The sequence below is a fragment of the Arthrobacter sp. CAN_A1 genome (assembly GCF_015751665.1).
Taxonomy (GTDB): domain Bacteria; phylum Actinomycetota; class Actinomycetes; order Actinomycetales; family Micrococcaceae; genus Arthrobacter_D.
Genome location: NZ_JADOUR010000003.1, coordinates 149,657 through 169,137 on the forward strand (window position 1 = coordinate 149,657; position 19,481 = coordinate 169,137).

Annotated in this window: 23 protein-coding genes and 1 pseudogene; 13 read left to right on the plus strand and 11 right to left on the minus strand. The window is 65.3% G+C overall.

Annotation, left to right across the window (positions count from 1 at the left end; translation table 11 throughout):
• Window positions 1–63 precede the first annotated feature (63 nt).
• From fdxA to IWX62_RS05135, 3 genes are all read left to right on the plus strand, one after another.
• The gene (fdxA, locus tag IWX62_RS05125; RefSeq protein WP_196840299.1) at window positions 64–390 is read left to right on the plus strand and encodes a ferredoxin; all 327 of its coding nucleotides are present in this window, start codon (window positions 64–66) and stop codon (window positions 388–390) included.
• Window positions 387–1,541 carry a succinyldiaminopimelate transaminase gene (dapC, locus tag IWX62_RS05130; RefSeq protein WP_196840300.1) on the plus strand — a complete coding sequence of 385 codons (1,155 nt, stop codon included), beginning with the start codon at window positions 387–389 and terminating at the stop codon, window positions 1,539–1,541. The genes fdxA and dapC overlap by 4 nt, the downstream gene beginning before the upstream one ends.
• A 124-nt stretch (window positions 1,542–1,665) precedes the next feature.
• Window positions 1,666–2,949 (plus strand): citrate synthase, encoded by a 1,284-nt coding sequence (locus IWX62_RS05135; protein WP_196840301.1) that lies wholly within the window; start codon window positions 1,666–1,668, stop codon window positions 2,947–2,949.
• A 94-nt stretch (window positions 2,950–3,043) separates the two neighbouring features.
• Here the strand turns inward: IWX62_RS05135 and galE are convergent, their stop codons facing one another.
• Window positions 3,044–4,057, minus strand: a complete 1,014-nt coding sequence (galE, locus tag IWX62_RS05140; RefSeq protein WP_196840302.1) for a UDP-glucose 4-epimerase GalE — start codon at window positions 4,055–4,057, stop codon at window positions 3,044–3,046.
• 139 nt (window positions 4,058–4,196) lie between these two features.
• On the opposite strand from galE, the gene IWX62_RS05145 reads away from it, so the two are divergent.
• Complete coding sequence (locus IWX62_RS05145; protein ID WP_196840303.1) at window positions 4,197–4,814, plus strand: hypothetical protein; 618 nt, start codon at window positions 4,197–4,199, stop codon at window positions 4,812–4,814.
• Here the strand turns inward: IWX62_RS05145 and IWX62_RS05150 are convergent.
• On the minus strand, window positions 4,811–5,698 hold the full coding sequence (locus IWX62_RS05150) for a hypothetical protein (protein ID WP_333483222.1): 888 nt from the start codon (window positions 5,696–5,698) through the stop codon (window positions 4,811–4,813). The two genes, IWX62_RS05145 and IWX62_RS05150, sit on opposite strands and share 4 nt — an antisense overlap.
• A gap of 7 nt (window positions 5,699–5,705) precedes the next feature.
• A complete protein-coding gene (gene dapD / locus IWX62_RS05155; protein WP_196840304.1) occupies window positions 5,706–6,665 on the minus strand; it encodes a 2,3,4,5-tetrahydropyridine-2,6-dicarboxylate N-succinyltransferase in 960 nt (319 codons plus the stop codon).
• 33 nt (window positions 6,666–6,698) lie between these two features.
• Between dapD and dapE the strand changes: the two genes are divergently transcribed.
• Window positions 6,699–7,790: a succinyl-diaminopimelate desuccinylase gene (dapE, locus tag IWX62_RS05160; RefSeq protein WP_196840305.1), complete on the plus strand. Its 1,092-nt coding sequence runs from the start codon at window positions 6,699–6,701 to the stop codon at window positions 7,788–7,790.
• 106 nt (window positions 7,791–7,896) lie between these two features.
• Here dapE and IWX62_RS05165 read toward each other — a convergent pair whose 3' ends face one another.
• From IWX62_RS05165 to IWX62_RS05180, 4 genes are all read right to left on the minus strand, one after another.
• Complete coding sequence (locus IWX62_RS05165; protein WP_196840306.1) at window positions 7,897–8,763, minus strand: amino acid ABC transporter permease; 867 nt, start codon at window positions 8,761–8,763, stop codon at window positions 7,897–7,899.
• On the minus strand, window positions 8,760–9,434 hold the full coding sequence (locus IWX62_RS05170; protein ID WP_196840307.1) for an amino acid ABC transporter permease: 675 nt from the start codon (window positions 9,432–9,434) through the stop codon (window positions 8,760–8,762). Before IWX62_RS05170 ends, IWX62_RS05165 begins: the two co-directional genes overlap by 4 nt.
• 81 nt (window positions 9,435–9,515) lie before the next feature.
• Entirely contained in the window at window positions 9,516–10,358 is an 843-nt protein-coding gene (locus IWX62_RS05175; protein ID WP_196840308.1) for a glutamate ABC transporter substrate-binding protein, read from the minus strand.
• A 53-nt stretch (window positions 10,359–10,411) separates the two neighbouring features.
• Window positions 10,412–11,200, minus strand: a complete 789-nt coding sequence (locus IWX62_RS05180) for an amino acid ABC transporter ATP-binding protein (protein ID WP_196840309.1) — start codon at window positions 11,198–11,200, stop codon at window positions 10,412–10,414.
• 118 nt (window positions 11,201–11,318) lie between these two features.
• Between IWX62_RS05180 and IWX62_RS05185 the strand changes: the two genes are divergently transcribed.
• From IWX62_RS05185 to IWX62_RS05200, 4 genes are all read left to right on the plus strand, one after another.
• Window positions 11,319–12,104 (plus strand): TIGR00730 family Rossman fold protein, encoded by a 786-nt coding sequence (locus tag IWX62_RS05185; protein WP_196840310.1) that lies wholly within the window; start codon window positions 11,319–11,321, stop codon window positions 12,102–12,104.
• Window positions 12,105–12,128: 24 nt separating this feature from the next.
• The gene (locus IWX62_RS05190; protein WP_196840311.1) at window positions 12,129–12,461 is read left to right on the plus strand and encodes a DivIVA domain-containing protein; all 333 of its coding nucleotides are present in this window, start codon (window positions 12,129–12,131) and stop codon (window positions 12,459–12,461) included.
• Complete coding sequence (locus IWX62_RS05195) at window positions 12,458–13,042, plus strand: DNA-3-methyladenine glycosylase I (protein WP_333483223.1); 585 nt, start codon at window positions 12,458–12,460, stop codon at window positions 13,040–13,042. Before IWX62_RS05190 ends, IWX62_RS05195 begins: the two co-directional genes overlap by 4 nt.
• Window positions 13,043–13,198: 156 nt before the next feature.
• A complete protein-coding gene (locus IWX62_RS05200; protein ID WP_167993928.1) occupies window positions 13,199–13,366 on the plus strand; it encodes a DUF3117 domain-containing protein in 168 nt (55 codons plus the stop codon).
• A gap of 87 nt (window positions 13,367–13,453) precedes the next feature.
• On the opposite strand, the gene IWX62_RS05205 is transcribed toward IWX62_RS05200, so the two are convergent.
• Complete coding sequence (locus IWX62_RS05205; protein ID WP_196840312.1) at window positions 13,454–14,098, minus strand: O-methyltransferase; 645 nt, start codon at window positions 14,096–14,098, stop codon at window positions 13,454–13,456.
• Between the two features lie 309 nt (window positions 14,099–14,407).
• Here IWX62_RS05205 and sigE point away from each other — a divergent pair, with 309 nt between their 5' ends.
• The 4 genes and pseudogenes from sigE to IWX62_RS05220 all read left to right on the plus strand — a co-directional run bounded on the left by sigE (window position 14,408) and on the right by IWX62_RS05220 (window position 16,457).
• Window positions 14,408–15,040 (plus strand): RNA polymerase sigma factor SigE, encoded by a 633-nt coding sequence (sigE, locus tag IWX62_RS05210; protein WP_196840313.1) that lies wholly within the window; start codon window positions 14,408–14,410, stop codon window positions 15,038–15,040.
• Between the two features lie 5 nt (window positions 15,041–15,045).
• Window positions 15,046–15,138 (plus strand): annotated as a pseudogene (locus IWX62_RS16440) (zf-HC2 domain-containing protein); the annotation flags it as partial.
• Window positions 15,139–15,237: 99 nt separating this feature from the next.
• Window positions 15,238–16,014 (plus strand): hypothetical protein, encoded by a 777-nt coding sequence (locus IWX62_RS05215; RefSeq protein WP_333483224.1) that lies wholly within the window; start codon window positions 15,238–15,240, stop codon window positions 16,012–16,014.
• A gap of 41 nt (window positions 16,015–16,055) precedes the next feature.
• The gene (locus tag IWX62_RS05220) at window positions 16,056–16,457 is read left to right on the plus strand and encodes a sec-independent translocase (RefSeq protein WP_196840315.1); all 402 of its coding nucleotides are present in this window, start codon (window positions 16,056–16,058) and stop codon (window positions 16,455–16,457) included.
• A 35-nt stretch (window positions 16,458–16,492) separates the two neighbouring features.
• Here the strand turns inward: IWX62_RS05220 and IWX62_RS05225 are convergent, their stop codons facing one another.
• From IWX62_RS05225 to IWX62_RS05235, 3 genes are read right to left on the minus strand one after another with little or no spacing between them, the layout of a single operon-like run.
• Window positions 16,493–17,611 carry an Mrp/NBP35 family ATP-binding protein gene (locus tag IWX62_RS05225; RefSeq protein ID WP_333483225.1) on the minus strand — a complete coding sequence of 373 codons (1,119 nt, stop codon included), beginning with the start codon at window positions 17,609–17,611 and terminating at the stop codon, window positions 16,493–16,495.
• Window positions 17,608–18,204, minus strand: coding sequence for a DUF1003 domain-containing protein (locus tag IWX62_RS05230; protein WP_196840316.1), 597 nt, complete (start codon window positions 18,202–18,204; stop codon window positions 17,608–17,610). The genes IWX62_RS05225 and IWX62_RS05230 overlap by 4 nt, the downstream gene beginning before the upstream one ends.
• Window positions 18,197–19,477, minus strand: a complete 1,281-nt coding sequence (locus IWX62_RS05235; RefSeq protein ID WP_196840317.1) for a magnesium transporter MgtE N-terminal domain-containing protein — start codon at window positions 19,475–19,477, stop codon at window positions 18,197–18,199. The genes IWX62_RS05230 and IWX62_RS05235 overlap by 8 nt, the downstream gene beginning before the upstream one ends.
• Window positions 19,478–19,481: the final 4 nt, after the last annotated feature.

Here is a 19,481-nt window from a genome sequence, read left to right on the forward strand (position 1 = left end):
TCCACCCGGTGGTTGCGTTAAGCTGGAAACGGAACGACAGCCCCAACTGGAAAGGCGTGGGAAGTGACCTACGTAATCGCACAGCCGTGCGTGGATTTGAAGGACAAGGCCTGCATCGAGGAATGCCCGGTAGATTGCATCTACGAAGGCGAACGGTCCCTCTACATCCATCCGGATGAATGCGTCGATTGCGGCGCGTGCGAACCCGTCTGCCCGGTGGAAGCCATCTACTACGAGGATGACACCCCCGACCAGTGGGCCGAGTACTACAAAGCCAACGTCGAGTTCTTCGACGACCTCGGGTCGCCCGGCGGCGCAGCGAAGCTCGGCAACATTGGTAAGGACCACCCCATCATCGCCGCCCTGCCGCCACAGAACCACGACGCATGACCGCTCACGGCGGCGACCGCCAGTTCGGCATCGCGCTGCCGGACTATCCGTGGGACGCGATGGCCCCGTACGTGGCACAGGCGAACCAACATCCCGGCGGCGCTGTCAACCTTTCCATCGGCACACCCATCGATCCCACCCCGGCAGTCATCCAGCAGGCGCTGACGGCAGCCGCCGACGCCCCGGGGTACCCCACCACGCACGGCACCGATGAGCTGAGGGCTGCGGTCAGCGACTGGTTCTCCCGCCGCCGCGGCGTCCCGGGCCTGGACCCGAAGGACGTCCTGCCCACGGTCGGGTCCAAGGAACTCGTCGCCTGGCTTCCCACCCTCCTCGGGCTGGGAGAGGGCGACGTCGTCGTCCGCCCCACTGTTGCCTACCCCACCTACGACATCGGCGCGGTGCTGGCGGGAGCCACTGCAGTAGCAGCCGATGACCTGTCCACCCTGGACGGGGACACCCGGTCGCGGGTGCGCCTGGTCTGGGTGAACTCGCCGGCGAATCCAACGGGTCGGGTGCTGGCAGCGGCCGACCTGGCGACCATCGTCGCCGAGGCACGCGCGCTCGGCGCCGTCGTTGCCTCCGACGAATGCTACGCCGAACTGGGCTGGGGAGACTGGGACAGCGCACGCGGCGGCGCACCGGTACCCAGCGTGCTGGATCCCCGCGTCAACGGCGGCAACCATACGAACCTGCTGGCCGTCTACTCCCTGAGCAAGCAGTCCAATATGGCCGGCTACCGGGCCGCCTTCACAGCCGGAGATCCGGACCTGATCGCCAACATGGTCAACTCCCGCAAACACGCCGGAATGATCGTGCCGTTCCCCGTCCAGGAAGCCATGCGGGCCGCCCTGAACGACGACGGGCATGTGCAGACCCAGAAGGACCGCTACCGGCTGCGCCGCGAACGGCTGATCCCGGCCCTGCAGAACTTCGGTTTGCGGATCGAGGACTCGGCGGCCGGCCTGTACCTGTGGGCGACCGCAGGGGAAGACACCTGGGCCACCGTTGAACGGTTCGCTGCACTTGGAATCATTGTGGGGCCGGGTACTTTTTACGGTGACGCCGGCCGTGGCTTCATCAGGGTGGCGTTGACGGGGACCGACGAGCGCATCGATGCGGCAGTCGAACGGCTCTCCGCAGCACGGTAGGTCGATGGTCCGCGGGCGCCGGTTACCCGATTAGCGCTCGGGGTGCCCCTACCGGTAGCGTTTTAGCTGAATGTGCGACGGTGTCGTAAGCCGATGCATGCCACCACTCCTGAAGGAGAGTTCAATGTCCGAGCAGAACGGTGCGTCGTTGCACTATGACGGAGGCAAACTCAGCCTTCCGATGGTCAACGCCGCTGAAGGCAACAATGGTTACGACGTGTCGAAGCTGCTCAAACAGACTGGCGCCGTCACCTTCGACCCCGGCTTCATGAACACCGCCGCCACGACGTCGGCCATCACCTACATCGACGGCGATCAGGGCATCCTGCGCTACCGCGGGTACCCGATCGACCAGTTGGCCCAGCACTCCAGTTTCCTTGAGGTTTCCTACCTCCTGATCTACGGGAATCTGCCGACCCCCACCGAACTGGCAGCCTTCGACGACCGGATCCGCCGCCACACCCTGCTGCACGAGGAGCTCAAGGGCTTCTTCGGCGGGTTCCCCCGCGACGCACACCCCATGCCGGTGCTGTCGTCAGCCGTGTCGGCGCTCTCCACGTTCTACCAGGACTCCCTCGACCCGTTCGACGACGAGCAGGTTGAACTCTCCACCTTCCGCCTCATGGCGAAGCTCCCCGTCATCGCCGCCTACGCGCACAAAAAGTCCATCGGTCAGCCCATGCTCTATCCGGACAACTCGATGAACCTGGTCGAGAACTTCCTCCGGCTCTCCTTCGGCCTCCCCGCCGAGCCCTACGACCTCGATCCGATGATGGTCAAGGCGCTCGACCTGCTGCTGATCCTGCACGCCGACCACGAGCAGAACTGCTCGACGTCGACCGTCCGCCTGGTCGGCAGCTCGCACGCCAACATGTTCGCTTCGGTCTCCGCCGGCATCAATGCCCTCTTCGGACCGCTCCACGGCGGCGCCAACGAAGCCGTCCTGAACATGCTCCGCGATATCCAGGGCAAGGGAATGAAGCCCGAAGACTTCATGGAAAAGGTCAAGAACAAGGAAGACGGCGTGAAGCTCATGGGCTTCGGGCACCGCGTCTACAAGAACTATGACCCCCGCGCCACCATCGTCAAGGCCACGGCCCACGACATTCTGAGCAAGCTCGGCGGCAACGACGAACTGCTGGACATCGCGATGCGTCTCGAAGAGAAGGCCCTCGCCGATGACTACTTCATCGAGCGGAAACTGTACCCGAACGTGGACTTCTACACCGGCCTGATCTACAAGGCGATGGGCTTCCCCGAGAAGATGTTCACTGTCCTGTTCGCCATCGGGCGGCTGCCGGGCTGGATCGCCCAGTGGCGCGAAATGATGCAGGATCCGCAGACCAAGATCGGTCGCCCCCGTCAGCTGTACACGGGCGAAGCTGCCCGCAACTACCCGGCGCGCTAGCAGCGCCCGCGCTGCACCGTTAACTGCGACGGCCGGTCACCTGAACAGGTGACCGGCCGTTGCTGTTAACGGTGGGAAGTCGTCGGGCAGGGATCTAGCCCGCGTAACCCTCAGGGTTGTGCTTTTGCCAGCGCCAGTGGTCCTCACACATTTGCTGCAGCGACCGGTGCGCCGACCAGCCAAGGTCCGCCAGCGCCGCCGACGGGTCAGCGTAGCTCACCGCCGCGTCGCCGGGACGGCGGGCGGCGAATTCGTAGGGAACCTCATGTCCTGCGGCCGTCGAGAACGCGGCGAGCACCTCAAGCACCGAGGACCCGTTGCCTGTGCCCAGGTTCCAGCGGTGCACCCCGGCGTGGGTGGTGAGGTAATCCAGTGCGGCAAGGTGCCCGGCCGCCAGATCGACCACATGGATGTAGTCGCGGATGCCGGTGCCGTCGGGGGTGGGGTAGTCGTTGCCGAAGACCATCACCTTTTCCCGGCGGCCGACCGCCACCTGGGCGACGAACGGCAGCAGGTTGTTGGGAACCCCGGTCGGGTCCTCGCCGATCCGCCCCGACTCGTGGGCGCCCACCGGGTTGAAATACCTGAGCAGGGCGATGTTCCAGCGGCCGTCGGCGGCACCGAGATCGGTCAGGATGTCCTCGATCTGCTCCTTGGTGCGCCCATAGGGGTTGACGGCGTCGAGTGGCATCTTCTCAATCAGCGGCACCTCTTCGGAAGCCCCGTACACCGTGGCCGAGGAGCTGAAGACCAGGGTTCGCACCTGGGCTGCATCCATTACCCGGAGCAGGTTCAGGGTGCCCCCCACGTTGTTGTGGTAGTAATGCAGCGGCTGGGCCACCGACTCGCCCACAGCTTTCAGCCCGGCGAAGTGGATGACGGCGTCAACCGCCTCGGTGTCGAACACCGCAGTCAACGCTGCCTCATCCAGAAGATCGACCTGGTGGAAGGTCAGGTCCTTCCCACTCAGCTCCCTCACACGGTGCAGGGCCGTCTCGGAGGAGTTCATCAGATTGTCCACCACCACCACCTGATGGCCAGCGTCGAGCAGGGCAAGCGATGTGTGGGAGCCGATGTAACCGCTGCCGCCAGTAACCAGAATTTTCATAGCTCAAGCCTAGTTTGTTGTCAGCGGATTCGCGGCGCCCGCTGCTGGAAGGTCGCGGCAGATCGGTCTACCCTTAAGAAGTATGCCGAACCCTCGCCGGGGCGCGCCCGGGGCGGATTCGACGGAAAGGTCCGATTGGATGATGCCCTCCGGTGACCCTGGGTGGCAGATTGTGGTGGGCACATCGCCGGTGATGTTGTTCTCCCTTTATTTGCGGGATTCCGCCGGATTGGATTCCGGTCCTGACGCCGCCGGGGCCCCGCTGGTGTCCCCGGTGGTTCCGCCTGTGCCCCGGATGGATCCTGGCCGGCTGGTGCACGACGCCGGTGGGCTGACGGTGCTGCGGATTGAATGGGAAACCTGGTGGCGTCAGCTGCTGGGCAGCGACCCGCCACCGGAGGTCACGCCGCCGCGCTTCCCGGAACTGGAGTCACTGCCTGCCCTGCAGCTCCTGGCCCACGCGCACTATGGCTCGGCCATGGAGTGGTCAAGCGCCCGGATCTCCGACTATGCGGCGCTGGCCCGGCGTCGCGGGCGGTTGAGTCTGCCGGATCCGTTCGGGGAGCTGATCCAGGAGCGGGAGCTTGAGTTGGGTAGGGACGCCCAGGCGTTCACACTGCAGGTGGTCGAGCTTCCGCTGAGCGAACCGCGGGCGTGGTTTGTCGAGCCTGGCACCCTACTCATGAGCCAGGAACTTCCCGACGACGAGCAGGCCTTCGCCAGCTACGTTCGCCCGCTGGTGGAACTGCTCGCCTAAGCCTCAGGTGGTGCCGTGGGATCCCCGGCCAGCTGGATGACCAGTTGTCCGGTAGCGGTCTCGGCGGCGTCCCAGCCGTGGCCTGTCCTGGTCCACTGCAACCCGCCGAAAGCCACCGACTCGATGTGGAGGGTCTTGGCGTTGGCGACCGCCCACTGCGCGGCAGCCCAGCCACGGGTGCCGGTGACCTCAAAGGACAGGGACCCGGCGTCGGCCACGGGTACCCCGAGCGGCCCGAACACCCGCTCAGCAGCTGACTGGACGGATACCGGGTCGCCGATCTGATCGGCGCCGCGCAGGACACAGTTCAGCGACGCGGGGGAGTTGCCGGTGAGGGCGGAGGCGAAAGCGCGCCCCTCCGCCTCATGGTCGGCGTAGGCATCGGGCAACGCGCTGCGCTGCACCGCCTGCGCCGCTTCGGTGATGGGCAGCGTCTCGTAGCCGGGCACCTTCACCAACGCGTCGTAGAACGCGCCGGCTGCGTAGAGCGGATCCTGCACCTCTTCGTCGGTGCCCCACCCCTGCGAGGGACGTTGCTGGAAGAGCCCGCGGGAATCCGGGCCGGCCTGGTCACCGTAGTCAAGGTTGCGGAGCCCCGATTCCTGGACCGCCGTGGCCAGGGCGATTGACGCCGCCCGGGCTGGAAGGCCCCGAGCCACGGCAACCGCGACAATCAGCGACGCATTCTCCGCTTGCTCGAGACCCAGCTCGTACGTGTCGTTGCCGACGACGGCGGTGCACCGTTCCCGGATCAGCACTTCTGAGGACGTCACCTGGTTGACGGCCACATAGATTCCACCGGAGAGCACAGTCACCAGGGTCACGAGGACGAGCGCCGTTTTCACCCGCCGGCGCTTCCGCGCCTCGTCCTTCGTGTACGCCATAAGACCCCTAGTTGGCGTGCAGCACTGAGTTCAAGGCGATCCCGTGGCCGCTGCGCGGACGGGCCTCGACGACGCCGGTCGCCGAGTTGCGGAGGAAGAGCAGATAGGACTCGCCGGACAGGTCAACGGCCTTGACCACCCGCCCGTCGGGGAGGGTGACCTTCGTGCCAGCCGTGATGTACAGCCCAGCTTCGACAACGCAGTCATCGCCGAGGGAAATCCCGATTCCTGCCTGGGCCCCAAGGAGGCACCGCTCTCCGATGGCCACCCGTTCCTTGCCGCCGCCGGACAAGGTGCCCATGATTGAAGCGCCGCCTCCGATGTCAGAACCGTTCCCGACGACGACGCCGGCAGAGATCCGGCCTTCCACCATCGACTCGCCGAGTGTGCCGGCGTTGAAGTTGACGAAGCCTTCGTGCATCACGGTGGTGCCAGCGGCGAGGTGGGCACCCAGCCGCACCCGGTCGGCGTCGGCAATCCGGACACCTGCCGGCATCACGTAGTCCACCATGCGCGGGAACTTGTCCACCGCGTACACAATCACTGTGCCGCGGGCGCGGAGCCGCAGCCGGGTGGTCTCGAAGTCCTGGACCGGGCACGGGCCGAAGTTGGTCCACACCACGTTGGCGAGGAGCCCGAAGACCCCATCGAGGTTCAGAGTATTCGGCGCTGCGAGGCGGTGGGACAGGAGGTGGAGGCGCAGGTAGGCATCTGCGGCGTCGGCCGGGGGAGCGTCGAGGTCGCTGTGGACCTCGACGACCTTCTGGCTGGTGCCACGCAGGTCGTCGTTGCCCGTCAGAGCATCGAGGGAACCCCTCAGATCCTCCTGTGACGTGGCGCCGAGTTCGGGCCGGGGGAACCACACATCAAGGATGATCCCGCCGGCGTCGACTGTGGCAAGACCTAGTCCGTGGGCTGAGCGGGGGCCAGGATCGGCTGGTGTGGGGGCTGCGGCTCGTTCAGTCATGGCCTCAAGTCTACCGAGCGATAGGCTGGATCCATGACCGCAACCCTCCCCGTCAGCCTTGACCTTTCCGCCGACGTCGCACTCCTGACCGCATCCCTTCTCGACATAGAGAGCGTCTCGGGCAACGAAAGGAAGCTCGCCGACGCCGTCGAAGCCGCGGTGCGGAGCTTCCCCCACCTTGAGGTAGTGCGCGACGGCGATTCCATCATCGCGCGGACCTCGCTAGGCCGCGCCGAACGGGTGATCCTGGCCGGCCACCTGGACACGGTACCCCTGCCCGGGGTCTCGGGCTCCCGCGGAACCGTGCCCAGCACCTGGGAGGGTGACGTGCTCTACGGCCGCGGCGCCACCGATATGAAGGGCGGGGTGGCGGTCCAGTTGGCGCTGGCCGCTACCCTCACCGAACCCACCCGCGATATCACCTACGTGTTCTACGACCACGAGGAAGTGGAAGCCTCGCTGAGCGGCCTCGGCCGGTTGGTGGACAAATTCCCGGACTGGCTGGCCGCCGACTTCGCGGTGTTGCTGGAACCCACTGACGGAACGGTGGAGGGCGGCTGCAACGGCACCGCACGCTTCAACGTCACCACCACCGGCCGGGCAGCGCACTCGGCGCGCGCCTGGATGGGGGAGAACGCCATCCACGCAGCGGCCGACATCCTGGCCCGGCTTCGCGACCACGAACCACTCACCGTGGATGTGGACGGGCTGGCCTACCGCGAAAGCCTCAACGCCGTGATGATCAAGGGGGGAACGGCGGGGAATGTCATTCCGGACCGGACCGTGATCGAGGTCAACTACCGGTTTGCACCGGACAAGTCCCCCGAGGATGCCGAGGCCTACGTCAGGGCGGTGCTCGCCGGTTACGACATCGAGCGCACCGACGCCGCAGCGGGAGCCCGTCCCGGCCTCCACCACCCAGCGGCAGCCGACTTCGTCGCTGCGGTGGGAGCCGAGCCGAAACCCAAGTATGGCTGGACCGACGTCGCCCGCTTCAGCGAACTCGGGATCCCGGCAGTGAACTTCGGTCCCGGTGACCCGCTGCTGGCACATTCCGACAATGAGCATGTCAGCGCCGGAGAGATCCGTGAGTGCCTGCGGGCCTTGAAGACCTGGCTCAGCTAGCTCACAGCTGGCATGGAAAGTGCGGCTACACCCTCGGGTGTAGCCGCACTTTTGTGTCAGCAGATCGGTCACCACGCACCGGCGTCCCCGCCAGGAACGGGCCTGGCTAGGTGGCCGGGGTCGCTGCGCTCAGCTCCGGGTCCTCAGCCTTCTTGACCTTGCGACCGGTCCTGAAGCTCAGCAGGGTGGAGAGCTTGTTGGCCGCCGACGACAGGGCGAAGTTAATCAGGATGAAGATTACTGCCGCGATCAGCAGGGACTGCAGCAGGTTTCCTTCGCCCACGCCGAGCCGGCGGGAGAACTGGAGCAGCTCCGCGTAGCCGATGATGTAGCCGAGGGCCGAGTCCTTGAGGATCACCACGAACTGGCTGACCATGGCTGGCAGCATCGCCACCAGCGCCTGGGGGATCTCGATACTCCGGAGCGACTGACCGGGTGTCATGCCGATGGCCATGCCCGCTTCGCGCTGGCCCTTGGGCAGACCGTGCACGCCCGACCGGACCAGTTCGGCAATCACTGACCCGTTGTAGAGGGTGAGAGCCGTGACAACTGCGACGAAGATCGGATCCTCGATGAAATCGACCTGTGCCAGCGCCAGCCAGAGGAAGATCATCATCAGCAGCACGGGGACCGCACGCAGGAACTCGACCACCAGACCGGCGAACCAGCGCACCGGAGCCAGGTGGGACAGACGGCCGACGCCGAACAGCAGGCCGAACAGGATCGACGTGACCACAGCAACGGCCGCGGCTTTTAGGGTGCTGAGCAGTCCCGGCAGGATGAAGAACTCCCAGGTGCGCATTTCGAGGAACGGAGTCCACTTGGCGGGCTCGAACTGTCCCTGACCGGCGAGGGCTGCTACCACCCAGCCGAGCAAGCCGAGCATCAGCAGAACGCCGGCGATGTTGCCGATCATGATGCGGCGTTTGCCCTTCGGACCCGGCGCATCGAAGAGGACCTGTTGCGCGCTCATCGTGCCACCGCCAGTTTCCTAGACAACCATGTAGTCAATAGACCGACGGGCACCACAATGATGACGAAGCCCAGGGCGAAGACGAAGAAGATGGGGATCACCAGGTCGCCCCGGAACTCGATCATTTCCTTCATCAGGTTCGACGACTCAATCACCGAGCCTGCGAATGCGACGGTCGAGTTCTTGGTGAGGGCGATCAGCACGTTGCCCAGCGGCGCAACTGCACCGCGGAGGGCCTGGGGGAGGATGATCAGGCGGGCGGCTGGCAGGAAGCTGAGGCCGATGGCGCGGGCCGCTTCCGCCTGCCCGAGTGGAACAGTGTTGACACCACTGCGGATCGCTTCGCAGACGAAGGCCGCGTGGTAGATACTCAGCCCGAGAATGGCCAGGCGCAGGAAGTTCAGTTGAAAGTCTTCGGCGAGGACAACGTTCAGCTGCCCCCAGAGCCCGAGGATGCCAAACGCAATGATGACCGTGAGCGGTGTGTTCCGGAAGATATTCACATACGCGGCGCCGAACCATTGGAGGCTCGCTATCGGCGATATGCGCATCAGCGCAAGGATGGTTCCCAGGATGAATGACCAGATAGCGGCCCAAAACGTCAGCTGGATATTGACCCAGAACGCTCCAACGACGTCGTACGTCTCAAAGAGCGATAGGAAATTATCCATGGTTCACCTCTTCCGTGGTGGTGAAATGCCTTGGTGGGGCGGCCGCATGGCCGCCCCACCAAGGCATGAAACGGTGAGAGCCTAGGCGCAGGCCGCAGGTTCTGGTGGGTTCAGCTCGGCGTTGAACGTGTAGTCGGCGCCTTCGGTGTTGGCGGTGATGGCGTCTTCCCAGGCACCGTCCTCGATCATCTTGACGATGGCTGCGTTGATGTCTTCACACAGGTCGCTGCCCTTGGTCAGGCCAACCCCGTAGTTCTCCTCGGAGAACGGGTTGCCCACAACCTTGAACTGGCCGGCGTTGGCTTCCTGGGAGGCGAGACCGGCGAGGATGATGTCGTCAGTGGTGACAGCGTCGATCTGACCGCCGCCCATCAGCGAGACACACTCGGCGTAGCCGGGCTGCTCAACGAGGTTGGCGTCAGCACCGAATTCCTCGTTGATGCGTGCTGCGGAGGTGGAGCCTGCAACCGAGCAAAGGTTCTTGCCGGCGAGGGCTTCGGGGCCGGTGATCTCGTCGTCATCGGCCCGTACCAGGAGGTCCTGGCCGGCAACGAAGTATGGTCCGGCGAAGTCGACGGTCTCTTTACGCTCATCAGTGATGGAATAGGTAGCGAAAATCATGTCCACCTCTTCAGTGGACAGCAGGTTCTCGCGGTTGGCCGAGGGAGCCTCGACCCATTCGATCTGGTCTTCTTCGTAGCCGAGCTCAGCCGCTACATACTTGGCCACGTCGACGTCGAAGCCGCTGTACTCGCCGCCTTCGTCGAAGCCCAGACCTGGCTGGTCGAACTTGATGCCGATGCGGATGCTGTCGGAGCCTGCTTCAGAAGCGGTATCGCCGCTTTCATCGCCGCCGCCACAGGCGGAAAGCGTGAGTGCTGCTACAGCGGCCATGGCGGCTGTAGCGTATCGGGTCTTGCGCATGATTTCTCCTTGCGTTCGTCTAACTTGCTGAAAAATTTAGGGGAAGCCCGGAGCTAGTGCGCGAGGATCTTGCCGAGGAAGTCCTTGGCGCGGGCACTCTGGGGATTGGTGAAGAACTCCTCGGGGGTGGCCTCTTCAACGATCTGGCCGTCGGCCATGAAGATCACGCGGTCCGCGGCCTTCCGGGCAAAGCCCATCTCGTGGGTGACCACGATCATGGTCATGCCCTCCTTGGCCAGGGTGACCATGGCATCGAGGACTTCGTTGATCATTTCGGGGTCGAGTGCCGAGGTGGGCTCATCGAACAGCATCACCTTCGGCTGCATGGCCAGTGCACGGGCGATGGCCACCCGCTGCTGCTGACCGCCGGAGAGTTGAGCCGGCAGTTTCTGGGCCTGGTTATCGACCCCCACCCGCTTCAGCAGGGACATGGCCAGATCTTTGGCCGCGGCGCTTTTCATTCCCTTGACCTTGACCGGTCCCAGCGTCACGTTCTCAAGGATGGATTTGTGGGCAAACAGGTTGAATGACTGGAACACCATCCCGACATCGGCGCGCAGTTTGGCGAGCTCCTTGCCTTCAGCGGGAAGTTCGACGCCGTCGATGCGGATCTCGCCGTCGTCGATCGTTTCCAGACGGTTGATGGCGCGGCAAAGGGTTGATTTACCGGAACCGGACGGGCCGATTACGACCACCACCTCGCCCCGGGCAACCTTGAGGTTGATGTTTTGCAGCACATGCAGGTCGCCGAAGTGCTTATTGACGTTCTTCAGCAGAACGAGCGGCGTCTCAGATGATGGTGCAGCGGACGCGGACGAGTTCGCTTCGAAATCACTGGTCATAGACATGAATGTAGCGAACGAATCGGTGCTGGCAAGACATCGCGGCTCCGAATGACCAAATCGTGACTCAAGAGCAACCAAGACCGTGGGGGTTGCGAAGGCCGGATAGGCTCGGAAGATGCCTACAGATGAGTTCGCTTCCGGTCCAGCACGCAGCGGCGCCCACCATACGCCGTCCCGACGACGGGGGCAGGTGGAGTTGCGCCGCGGGCAGACCAAGGAGCCCCAATCCGACAGGTACCTGCTGGACTCCGCCAGCGGGAACCATTTCACCAAGACCGACCCCTGGCGGGTCCTGCGCATCCAAAGCGAGTTCGTCGAGGGGTTCGGCACGCTCGCCGAGCTTGGCCCGGCGATCAGTGTCTTCGGCTCCGCCCGCACCCCACGGGATTCACCGTTCTACGCGATCGGTGAAGAGGTGGGCCGCCGCCTGGTGGAAGCGAACTACGCGGTGATCACCGGCGGTGGGCCAGGCGCCATGGAGGCGGCCAACAAGGGCGCGTGCGAGGCGGGCGGCGTGTCGGTGGGGCTGGGGATCGAGCTCCCCTTCGAGCAGGGGATGAACGAGTGGGTGGATCTGGGCATCAACTTCAGGTACTTCTTCGCCCGGAAAACCATGTTCGTCAAGTACGCCCAGGGGTTCATTGTGCTTCCGGGAGGATTCGGCACCCTCGACGAACTGTTCGAGGCCATGACGCTGGTGCAGACGCAGAAGGTCACGTCCTTCCCCATTGTGCTGATCGGCACCGAGTTCTGGGCGCCGCTGTGGGAATGGGTGCGGGGCAGCCTGCTCGCCAACGGGATGATTGCCGCCAAGGACCTCGATCTGGTGCACCTGGTGGATGACCCGGCGGAGGCGGTTCGTCTGGTGCTGGCGGATACTGCATCCCACCGGTCACCGTGACAGTTCTCTGGCACCATTAATCTGGTGAGTATATTCCTGGTGTTTGTGGCAATAGCGGTGCTCGGCGCCGTAGCTTTCACCGTGATGGGGTGGCGGCCGGCGGGTGACCTGACGGCGCGCCACGAGCCGGCGTCGGGAACCCTGACCGGGTTGGTCGAACCGACCCCGTCGTTGCCGGCGGTGCTGCTGCCCGCAGACCCTGAAGCTGCCGACGTCGGCGAGATCCGTTTTGCGCTGGCGCTCCGCGGATACCGGATGGACCAGGTGGACGAGGTGCTCGACGCGTTGGCGGCAGCGCTCGCGGACCGGGACGCCACCATCGCCGACCTGCGCCGGACCCGCCAGGACCAGTCGTGACCGCTGCCGGTGCCGTCCGGGGGGAGGACGGGTTGATACGGTGCGACTGGGCCAACTCAAGCGCCGACTACAGGGCGTACCACGACGAGGAATGGGGACGCCCCGTCGCCGGCGAGGCGGCGTTGTTCGAACGTCTCAGCCTCGAAGCCTTCCAGTCCGGCCTGAGCTGGATCACCATCCTGCGCAAGCGGGAGGCCTTCCGCGCCGCGTTCAGGCAGTTCAATCCCTCGGTGGTCGCCGGATTTGACGACGACGACGTCGAGCGGCTGCTTCAGGACGCCGGAATTGTCCGCAACCGGGCCAAGATTCTCGCGACGATCAACAACGCCGGCGCACTACTGCGCCTTCCCGCCGGGGAGAGCCTCGCTGGCATCCTCGAATCGCATCGCCCGGCGCCCGGGCCGGCGCCGGTAGAGTTGACCGACGTGCCGGCAGTGGCGCCCGAGTCGGTGGCCCTGGCCAAGGCCCTGCGCGGGCACGGATTCCGGTTTGTCGGGCCCACCACCGGATACGCGATGCTGCAGGCGACGGGGTTTGTCAATGACCATCTGCGGGACTGTTGGGTACGGGACCTGATGTGACCCACAACGCATCGCGATTCGCCGAGTCCGCCCTTGTACGGGATAATAGACAAGGATCAATGCGCGGGGGCCAGCATGCCGTCGTGCAACTGACATTTATTTTCGTTGACGGGCGGCCGGGGATCCTGGGCGCACACATTTGAAGGGATACTCCTTATGGCTGCCATGAAACCGCGGACCGGCGATGGGCCGATGGAAGTCACCAAAGAGGGCCGCAGCTTGATCATGCGGGTCCCCATCGATGGTGGCGGGCGGCTCGTGGTTGAACTTAACGCGGAGGAAGCCGGCAAGCTCAAGGACTGCCTCCTGACCGTCACCGAGTAGCTGGCCCACACTGACTTGCCAGTCCCGCCGGCGGTGTCGGCGGGGCACTGGCGGTCGCGGGAGTGCCCGCACCCGGCCGACTGGATGTCAGCGGGCGAGCGGCATCTTGACGGCGAGCAGCAGGCCCTGGCCGGTAGGAAGCAGCGCTGACACCAGCTGGTCATGATCGCGGACAATCCTGCCCACCTGGCGCAGGATATTCGTTGACTCTTCACGGATGGCCGGGTCGGCAACCCGGTCCTGATCCAGGGCATCGTTGAGCATCAGCATGCCACCCGGCTTCAGCAACCGAATAGCCTGATTCGCATACAGGGGGAGTCCAGCCTTGTCCGCGTCGATGAAGACCAGGTCATAGGCGGCGTCCGTCAGGCGCGGCAACACGTCAGCGGCCCGGCCGGAAATGGTCCGGGTCCGGTTCCCCGGCACTCCGGCTTCCGCGTAGGCTTCCCTGGCCGCACGTAGGTGGTCGACGTCGGAATCGATGGTCGTGAGAACCGACTGCGGACCCAGACCGCGCAGAATGCACACGCCTGACACGCCCGCGCCTGAACCAATCTCGACGACGGTCTGGGCCTTCGACGAAGCCGCCAGGACGGTCAGCGTCGCCGCCACCCCGGTGCTCACCGGGGTCACGCCCAGCTCGTAGGACCGGTCGCGTGCACGCAGGAGGACTTCGTCCTCATCGGGGAGTCCCTCGGCGTATGACCAGCTGCTCTGTTTGTCCGCGCTCATGTATATACCGCTCAGTCTTTTCGTTCATGGTGGGTGTGGCTACCGGGAAGCTGGCGCCGGCACTGCCGCATCCTTGCGTACCGTCAGTTTCCCTACCCAGCCTACTGGGTGTGGGCCCCGTACCCTACTGGCCGCAGACCGGGAAACGGAGCGGCCGTCCCTCCCGCCGTGCCCGACCGCGGCGCCTTGATTTTCCAGCGATCTCCCAGCTTGGTAGGGCAGTATTTCAGCTCCAGGCATCCGGTGCGTCAGCGGCCGCGAATACCTTGGGAGACGGCACAAGCCGGCTCACAGTGGGAGGAGAGGAAGATGACCACTTCGCATACAACGGTGGCCGCTTCACCAGTGACTGACGGTTCAGCAGATGCTGACGCACCCTGGGTTGCACCGTCCTGGGAAGAAGTGGTGGTTGTCCACTCGCCGAAGGTGTATCGCCTCGCCTACCGGCTGACCGGCAACAAGTTCGACGCCGAGGACCTCACCCAGGAAGTCTTTGTCAGGGTGTTCCGCTCGCTCGCCAACTTCAAGCCGGGCACCCTCGACGGCTGGCTGCACCGCATCACCACGAACCTGTTCCTGGACCAGGCGCGCCGCAAGAGCCGGATCAGATTCGACGGGCTGACCGACGAAGCCGAAAGTCGCCTCCCCAGCAACCACCCTGGGCCGGAACGCAGCTTCGAATTCAACAACCTTGATATCGACGTCCAGGCAGCACTTGAAGAACTTCCGCCCGATTTTCGTGCGGCAGTGGTGCTGTGCGACCTGGAAGGCCTCGCCTACAACGAGGTGGCAGAAGCGCTCGGCGTCAAGCTCGGCACGGTACGGTCCCGTATCCATCGCGGGCGCACCATGCTGAGGGAGAAGCTGGCACATCGGGACCCCACGCTCACTGCGGCCAAGAGCCCCCGCATGAAACTGCCCCGGATCGCGGGTGCCCGTTAGCGGCCATGCGACATCCGAAGCGGCAGCTAGCTGATTTCGTCGACGGGGAACTACTCCCCGGTCGCCGCCGGGCAGTGGAGAGACACCTGGCCCGTTGTTCCGCCTGCCGGGATACCGTGCAGGCGCATCGTCGTGTTCGAAGCCAGCTGCAAAATTCTGCGGTTCCCCGCCCCGACGCTGACCTGTTTAACCGGATTATGGCTACCTCCGGGCGGACCCCCGCCCGTCCTGCAGACCTGAGCGACGCCGTCGACCATCAGCATCGCCGGGAGCGCCGGCTGACCGGGTTCGCCTCACGGCACCGGGCGCCGATGGCCGTTACCGGCGGCCTTGCTGTGGTAGCCCTGGCCACGCTGACCGGTGCGTATGCTCTGGGTGCTGAATCGGAAAACGAGGTCCTGGCCGGCAGTGGACAGAACGGCGCCCTGATGGCCGGGTGGCAGTCGGTCGCCCCCAACACCCCGTCGCTCCTCGACGACAGCCAGCTGGAGGAGCTCAGGGTCGACGGGTGGTACTGCCCCGATCTGGAGATGATGGGCTTCACCGTGGCGAGCGCCGAAGCCATCACTGTGGCCGGACGGCCGGCGCTGATGATGGTCCTCGACGACGGTGCCGATTCGGTCACCATCTACGAGCAGCGAAAACTGGGCGACGGCCGGGAACCCGTCGCGTCGCCCCCCATCAACGCGGTCACAGGAAACACCGTGATCGCCGACGGCTTTGAACGCATCGGGGGAATGCAGCGCCAGATCTGGGTACACCCCGGCCACTCGTGGCAGGTGGTCCTTGACTCGCAGTCAGTGACCTATACGGTCATCTCCAGCCTGCCGGCAGCCGAGATGCCGCAGGCTGTGAGCCAGCTGGTCCTCGCCGAGCATTCGCGGCTGGCCCCCACCGAACCAACCGCCCACGACCCCGTGAGCAGGATCCTCCGCGGGCTCAACAAGCTGGCACAGCCGGCCGCCGGCCAGTGAGCCAAATAGCTCCTGCCGTCGGGGAACGGTAGTCTTTTTCCGTGTTGGGAATCAATGGGCTCGAGTTCGTGATGCTGGCGGTGATCGCCGTCATGGTTCTCGGACCTGAGCGGCTACCCGAGTATGCCGCGCAGCTGGGCAGGCTGGTCAAGGACCTCCGCCGGATGGCCACCGGCGCCCGCGAACAGCTGCGCGAGGAAGTTGGCCCGGAACTCGACGATGTGGATTGGCGCAAGCTCGATCCCCGCCAGTACGACCCCCGGCGGATCATCAAGGAAGCCCTGATCGACGACGTGCAGGAGGCGTTCAAACCGGTCAGCGGGGGTGCTCCTGCCGCCTCAGCGCCCGACCCCTCAGCCCGTGCCCGACCGCTGCCCTCGGTAGCCACGTCGCCGCATTTGGGTGCGGGACAACTGGCGCCGTTCGACCTGGAAGCCACCTGACCACTCAGTCCCCCACCTACGGGACGGCCGGAGTGTTAGCTCGGAGTCACCTTCAGCCGGAGGTTGTCCAGGCCCCGCGGACGGCGGGCCAGGGTCAGTGCAATGGTCCTGAGCTCCCGTGCCGCAGCCGATTCGCTGGCCCCAGCCACAATCGGCGACCCGCTGTCCCCGCCCTCCCTGAGCGCGATTTCGAGAGGAATGCTGCCCAGCAATGGAACCGGGTAGCCCATGGCCTCCGTCAGACGGCCAGCGAGGGCCGGTCCGCCACCCGTGCCGAACAGTTCCATCCGCTCCCCTCCGGGCAGCTCGAGCCAGGACATGTTCTCGATGACCCCCGACACCTTCTGCCCCGTCTGGCTGGCGATGGTACCGGCCCGTTCGGCGACGTCGGCCGCCGCCGTTTGGGGGGTGGTCACCACCAGCAGTTCCGAGGAGGGCAACAGCTGGGCAACGGAGATCGCAATGTCCCCGGTCCCCGGTGGGAGGTCAAGGAACAGGACGTCCAGGTCACCGAAGTGGACGTCGCTGAGGAACTGCTCGAGCGCGCGGTGGAGCATCGGGCCGCGCCAGGCGACGGGTTGGTTGCCGCTGATGAACATGCCGATCGAGATCACTTTGACGTCGTAGGCGACGGGCGGGAGGATCATCTCATCGACCCGGGTGGGCGGCTGGCTGATCCCCAGCAGGGAGGGGACCGAGAAGCCGTAGACGTCAGCGTCGACGATTCCCACCCTAAGCCCCTGGGCGGCCATGGCCACGGCAAGATTCACTGTCACACTTGATTTGCCGACGCCGCCTTTTCCGCTGGCGACCGCGTAGACACGAGTGAGTGAGCCTTCGTCGTTGAAGGGGATACCTTTGGCACCGGCAGGGCCCCTCAGCTGCTCCTTGAGCCGGTCCCGCTGTTCCTGGGTCATCACGCCGAGCTGCACCGCCACGGAGGTGACCCCGGGGAGGCCCGCCACCGCGGCGTCAACATCACGGGTGATGGTGTCGCGCAGTGGGCACCCGGAGATGGTCAGCAGCACCTCGACCGTCACGGCACCCCCGTCAATCCTCCGACCGGCGACCATGCCCAGCTCGGTGATCGGTTTCCGCAGTTCGGGGTCGATCACTGTGGCCAGGGCCCGGTCGATGTCCTCCAGTACCGTCACAGGCGGTCGGGGCGGTTGGGCTGGAGTTTCGGAAGGGAAGCGGTCGGTTCGCCACCCTTGCGGCGTGCTTTCCGGCTGGGGATCGAATCCTTTTCCTCGGCGGTGTCAAGGATTTCCTCAAGGACTGAGCGCAACTCCGACCTGACGTAGTCGCGGGTGGCAACCTCGCGGATGGCGATGCGTAACTCGGCGATCTCGCGGGTCAGGTACTCGGTGTCCGAAAGGTTCCGTTCGGCGCGGTGCCGGTCTTCCCTCAACGACACCCGGTCGCGGTCGTCCTGCCGGTTCTGGGCCAGGAGCAGCAGCGGCGCCGCATAGGAGGCCTGAAGGGACAGCATCAGGGTCAGCAGGGTGAAGCCTATCGCGGCGCTGTCAAAACGTAGCCCGCCCGGCGCCCACGAATTCCACGCGAGCCAGACGGCAACGAACACGGTCATGTAGAAGAGGAACTGCGGGGTCCCCATAAACCGGGCGAAGTTTTCGGTGGCACTGCCAAACCGGTCGGGGTTCGGCCGGAGCCGCGGCAGCCACCGCTTGCGGCTCTCGCGGGGCGTGTCGAGCCCTGTCGCAGTGGTCTTGATTCGCTCAGCCATTGGTTGCTCCCTTCGTCAGCCCCGGGTAGTCGTTGGCAGCCCGCCAGTCATCGGGCAGGAGATGATCGAGGACGTCGTCAACGGTCACCGCACCGACCAGCCGTCCCTCGGCGTTGACCACCGGGAGGGAATTGAGGTTGTAGGTGGCGAGAATGCGTGCCACCTCGCTGATGTTCGCCTGGTCTCCCACCGGTTCCAGATCCTTGTCCACGATGTTGCCGAGCTGCTCCGGCGGTGGGAACCGCAGCAACTGCTGGATGTGGACGACGCCGAGGTACCGTCCGGTCGGTGTCTCAAGCGGCGGGCGGCACACGAAAATCGACGAGGCCAGTGCCGGGGTGAGCTCCTCGCGCCGCACGTGGGCGAGGGCCTCGGCCACCGTCGCCTCGGGCGGCAGGATGACGGGGACAGTGGTCATCATGGAGCCGGCAGTATCCTCGTCATATTGCAGGAGCCGGCGGACGTCCTCGGCGTCTTCGGGCTCCATCAGGGCCAGCAGGTCTTCCTTCTGGGCTTCGGGGAGTTCATTGAGCAGGTCGGCGGCATCGTCCGGGTCCATTTCCTCCAGCACGTCCGCGGCCCGCTCGCGGTGCAGCGAGGAGAGGATCTGCACCTGGTCGTCGTCGGGGAGTTCCTGCAGAATGTCGGCGAGCCGGTCGTCCTGCAGCGCCCCGGCAATCTCGGTTCGGCGTTTGTCGCTCATCTCGTGCAGGGCGTCGGCGAAGTCGGCCGGTTTGAGGTCCTCATGCTGCGCGACGAACTGGGACGCGCCCTGCGGTTCAGCGGCATCGCCGTGGTACGCGTCGAGCCAGTTCACGATCAGGCGTTCGCCGCGGCGGAGACCCCGCAGGGCCGACGACGACGAACCGCGGCGGATGAAGACCTGCGACACGTGCCAGTCACCGGCGCGATCCATTTCGATGGCGATGTCCTCAATCACTGCTTCGCCGCTGCTGTCGCGGAGGGTCACCTTGCGGTCAAACAGTCCGCCGACCACCAGCATTTCAGCGCCGCGCCGCTCGAAGCGGCGAAGGTTCACCAGGCCGGTGCAGATGATCTGGGTGGAGTCGATGGAGGTGACCCGGGTCATCGGAACGAAGACCCGCCGTTTGCCTGGTACCTCAACCACCAGGCCTACCGCTTGGGGTGCCGTGGTGGGCCCGAGGTCGAGGACCACCGCATCACGGAGCCGGCCCAGACGGTCCCCCAGGGGGTCGAAGACGTCGAGGCCAAGCAGGCGCGCCACAAAGACGCGGGTGGGGTTAGTGCTCACCTGC

Bases quoted from the DNA above. Each gene is read 5' to 3' on its own strand.
- dapC (WP_196840300.1), top strand. From the start codon at position 387: ATGACCGCTCACGGCGGCGACCGCCAGTTCGGCATCGCGCTGCCGGAC.
- IWX62_RS05135 (WP_196840301.1), top strand. From the start codon at position 1,666: ATGTCCGAGCAGAACGGTGCGTCGTTGCACTATGACGGAGGCAAACTC.
- galE (WP_196840302.1), bottom strand. From the start codon at position 4,057: ATGAAAATTCTGGTTACTGGCGGCAGCGGTTACATCGGCTCCCACACA.
- IWX62_RS05145 (WP_196840303.1), top strand. From the start codon at position 4,197: ATGATGCCCTCCGGTGACCCTGGGTGGCAGATTGTGGTGGGCACATCG.
- IWX62_RS05150 (WP_333483222.1), bottom strand. From the start codon at position 5,698: ATGGCGTACACGAAGGACGAGGCGCGGAAGCGCCGGCGGGTGAAAACG.
- dapD (WP_196840304.1), bottom strand. From the start codon at position 6,665: ATGACTGAACGAGCCGCAGCCCCCACACCAGCCGATCCTGGCCCCCGC.
- dapE (WP_196840305.1), top strand. From the start codon at position 6,699: ATGACCGCAACCCTCCCCGTCAGCCTTGACCTTTCCGCCGACGTCGCA.
- IWX62_RS05165 (WP_196840306.1), bottom strand. From the start codon at position 8,763: ATGAGCGCGCAACAGGTCCTCTTCGATGCGCCGGGTCCGAAGGGCAAA.
- IWX62_RS05170 (WP_196840307.1), bottom strand. From the start codon at position 9,434: ATGGATAATTTCCTATCGCTCTTTGAGACGTACGACGTCGTTGGAGCG.
- IWX62_RS05175 (WP_196840308.1), bottom strand. From the start codon at position 10,358: ATGCGCAAGACCCGATACGCTACAGCCGCCATGGCCGCTGTAGCAGCA.
- IWX62_RS05180 (WP_196840309.1), bottom strand. From the start codon at position 11,200: ATGACCAGTGATTTCGAAGCGAACTCGTCCGCGTCCGCTGCACCATCA.
- IWX62_RS05185 (WP_196840310.1), top strand. From the start codon at position 11,319: ATGCCTACAGATGAGTTCGCTTCCGGTCCAGCACGCAGCGGCGCCCAC.
- IWX62_RS05200 (WP_167993928.1), top strand. From the start codon at position 13,199: ATGGCTGCCATGAAACCGCGGACCGGCGATGGGCCGATGGAAGTCACC.
- IWX62_RS05205 (WP_196840312.1), bottom strand. From the start codon at position 14,098: ATGAGCGCGGACAAACAGAGCAGCTGGTCATACGCCGAGGGACTCCCC.
- sigE (WP_196840313.1), top strand. From the start codon at position 14,408: ATGACCACTTCGCATACAACGGTGGCCGCTTCACCAGTGACTGACGGT.
- IWX62_RS05215 (WP_333483224.1), top strand. From the start codon at position 15,238: ATGGCTACCTCCGGGCGGACCCCCGCCCGTCCTGCAGACCTGAGCGAC.
- IWX62_RS05230 (WP_196840316.1), bottom strand. From the start codon at position 18,204: ATGGCTGAGCGAATCAAGACCACTGCGACAGGGCTCGACACGCCCCGC.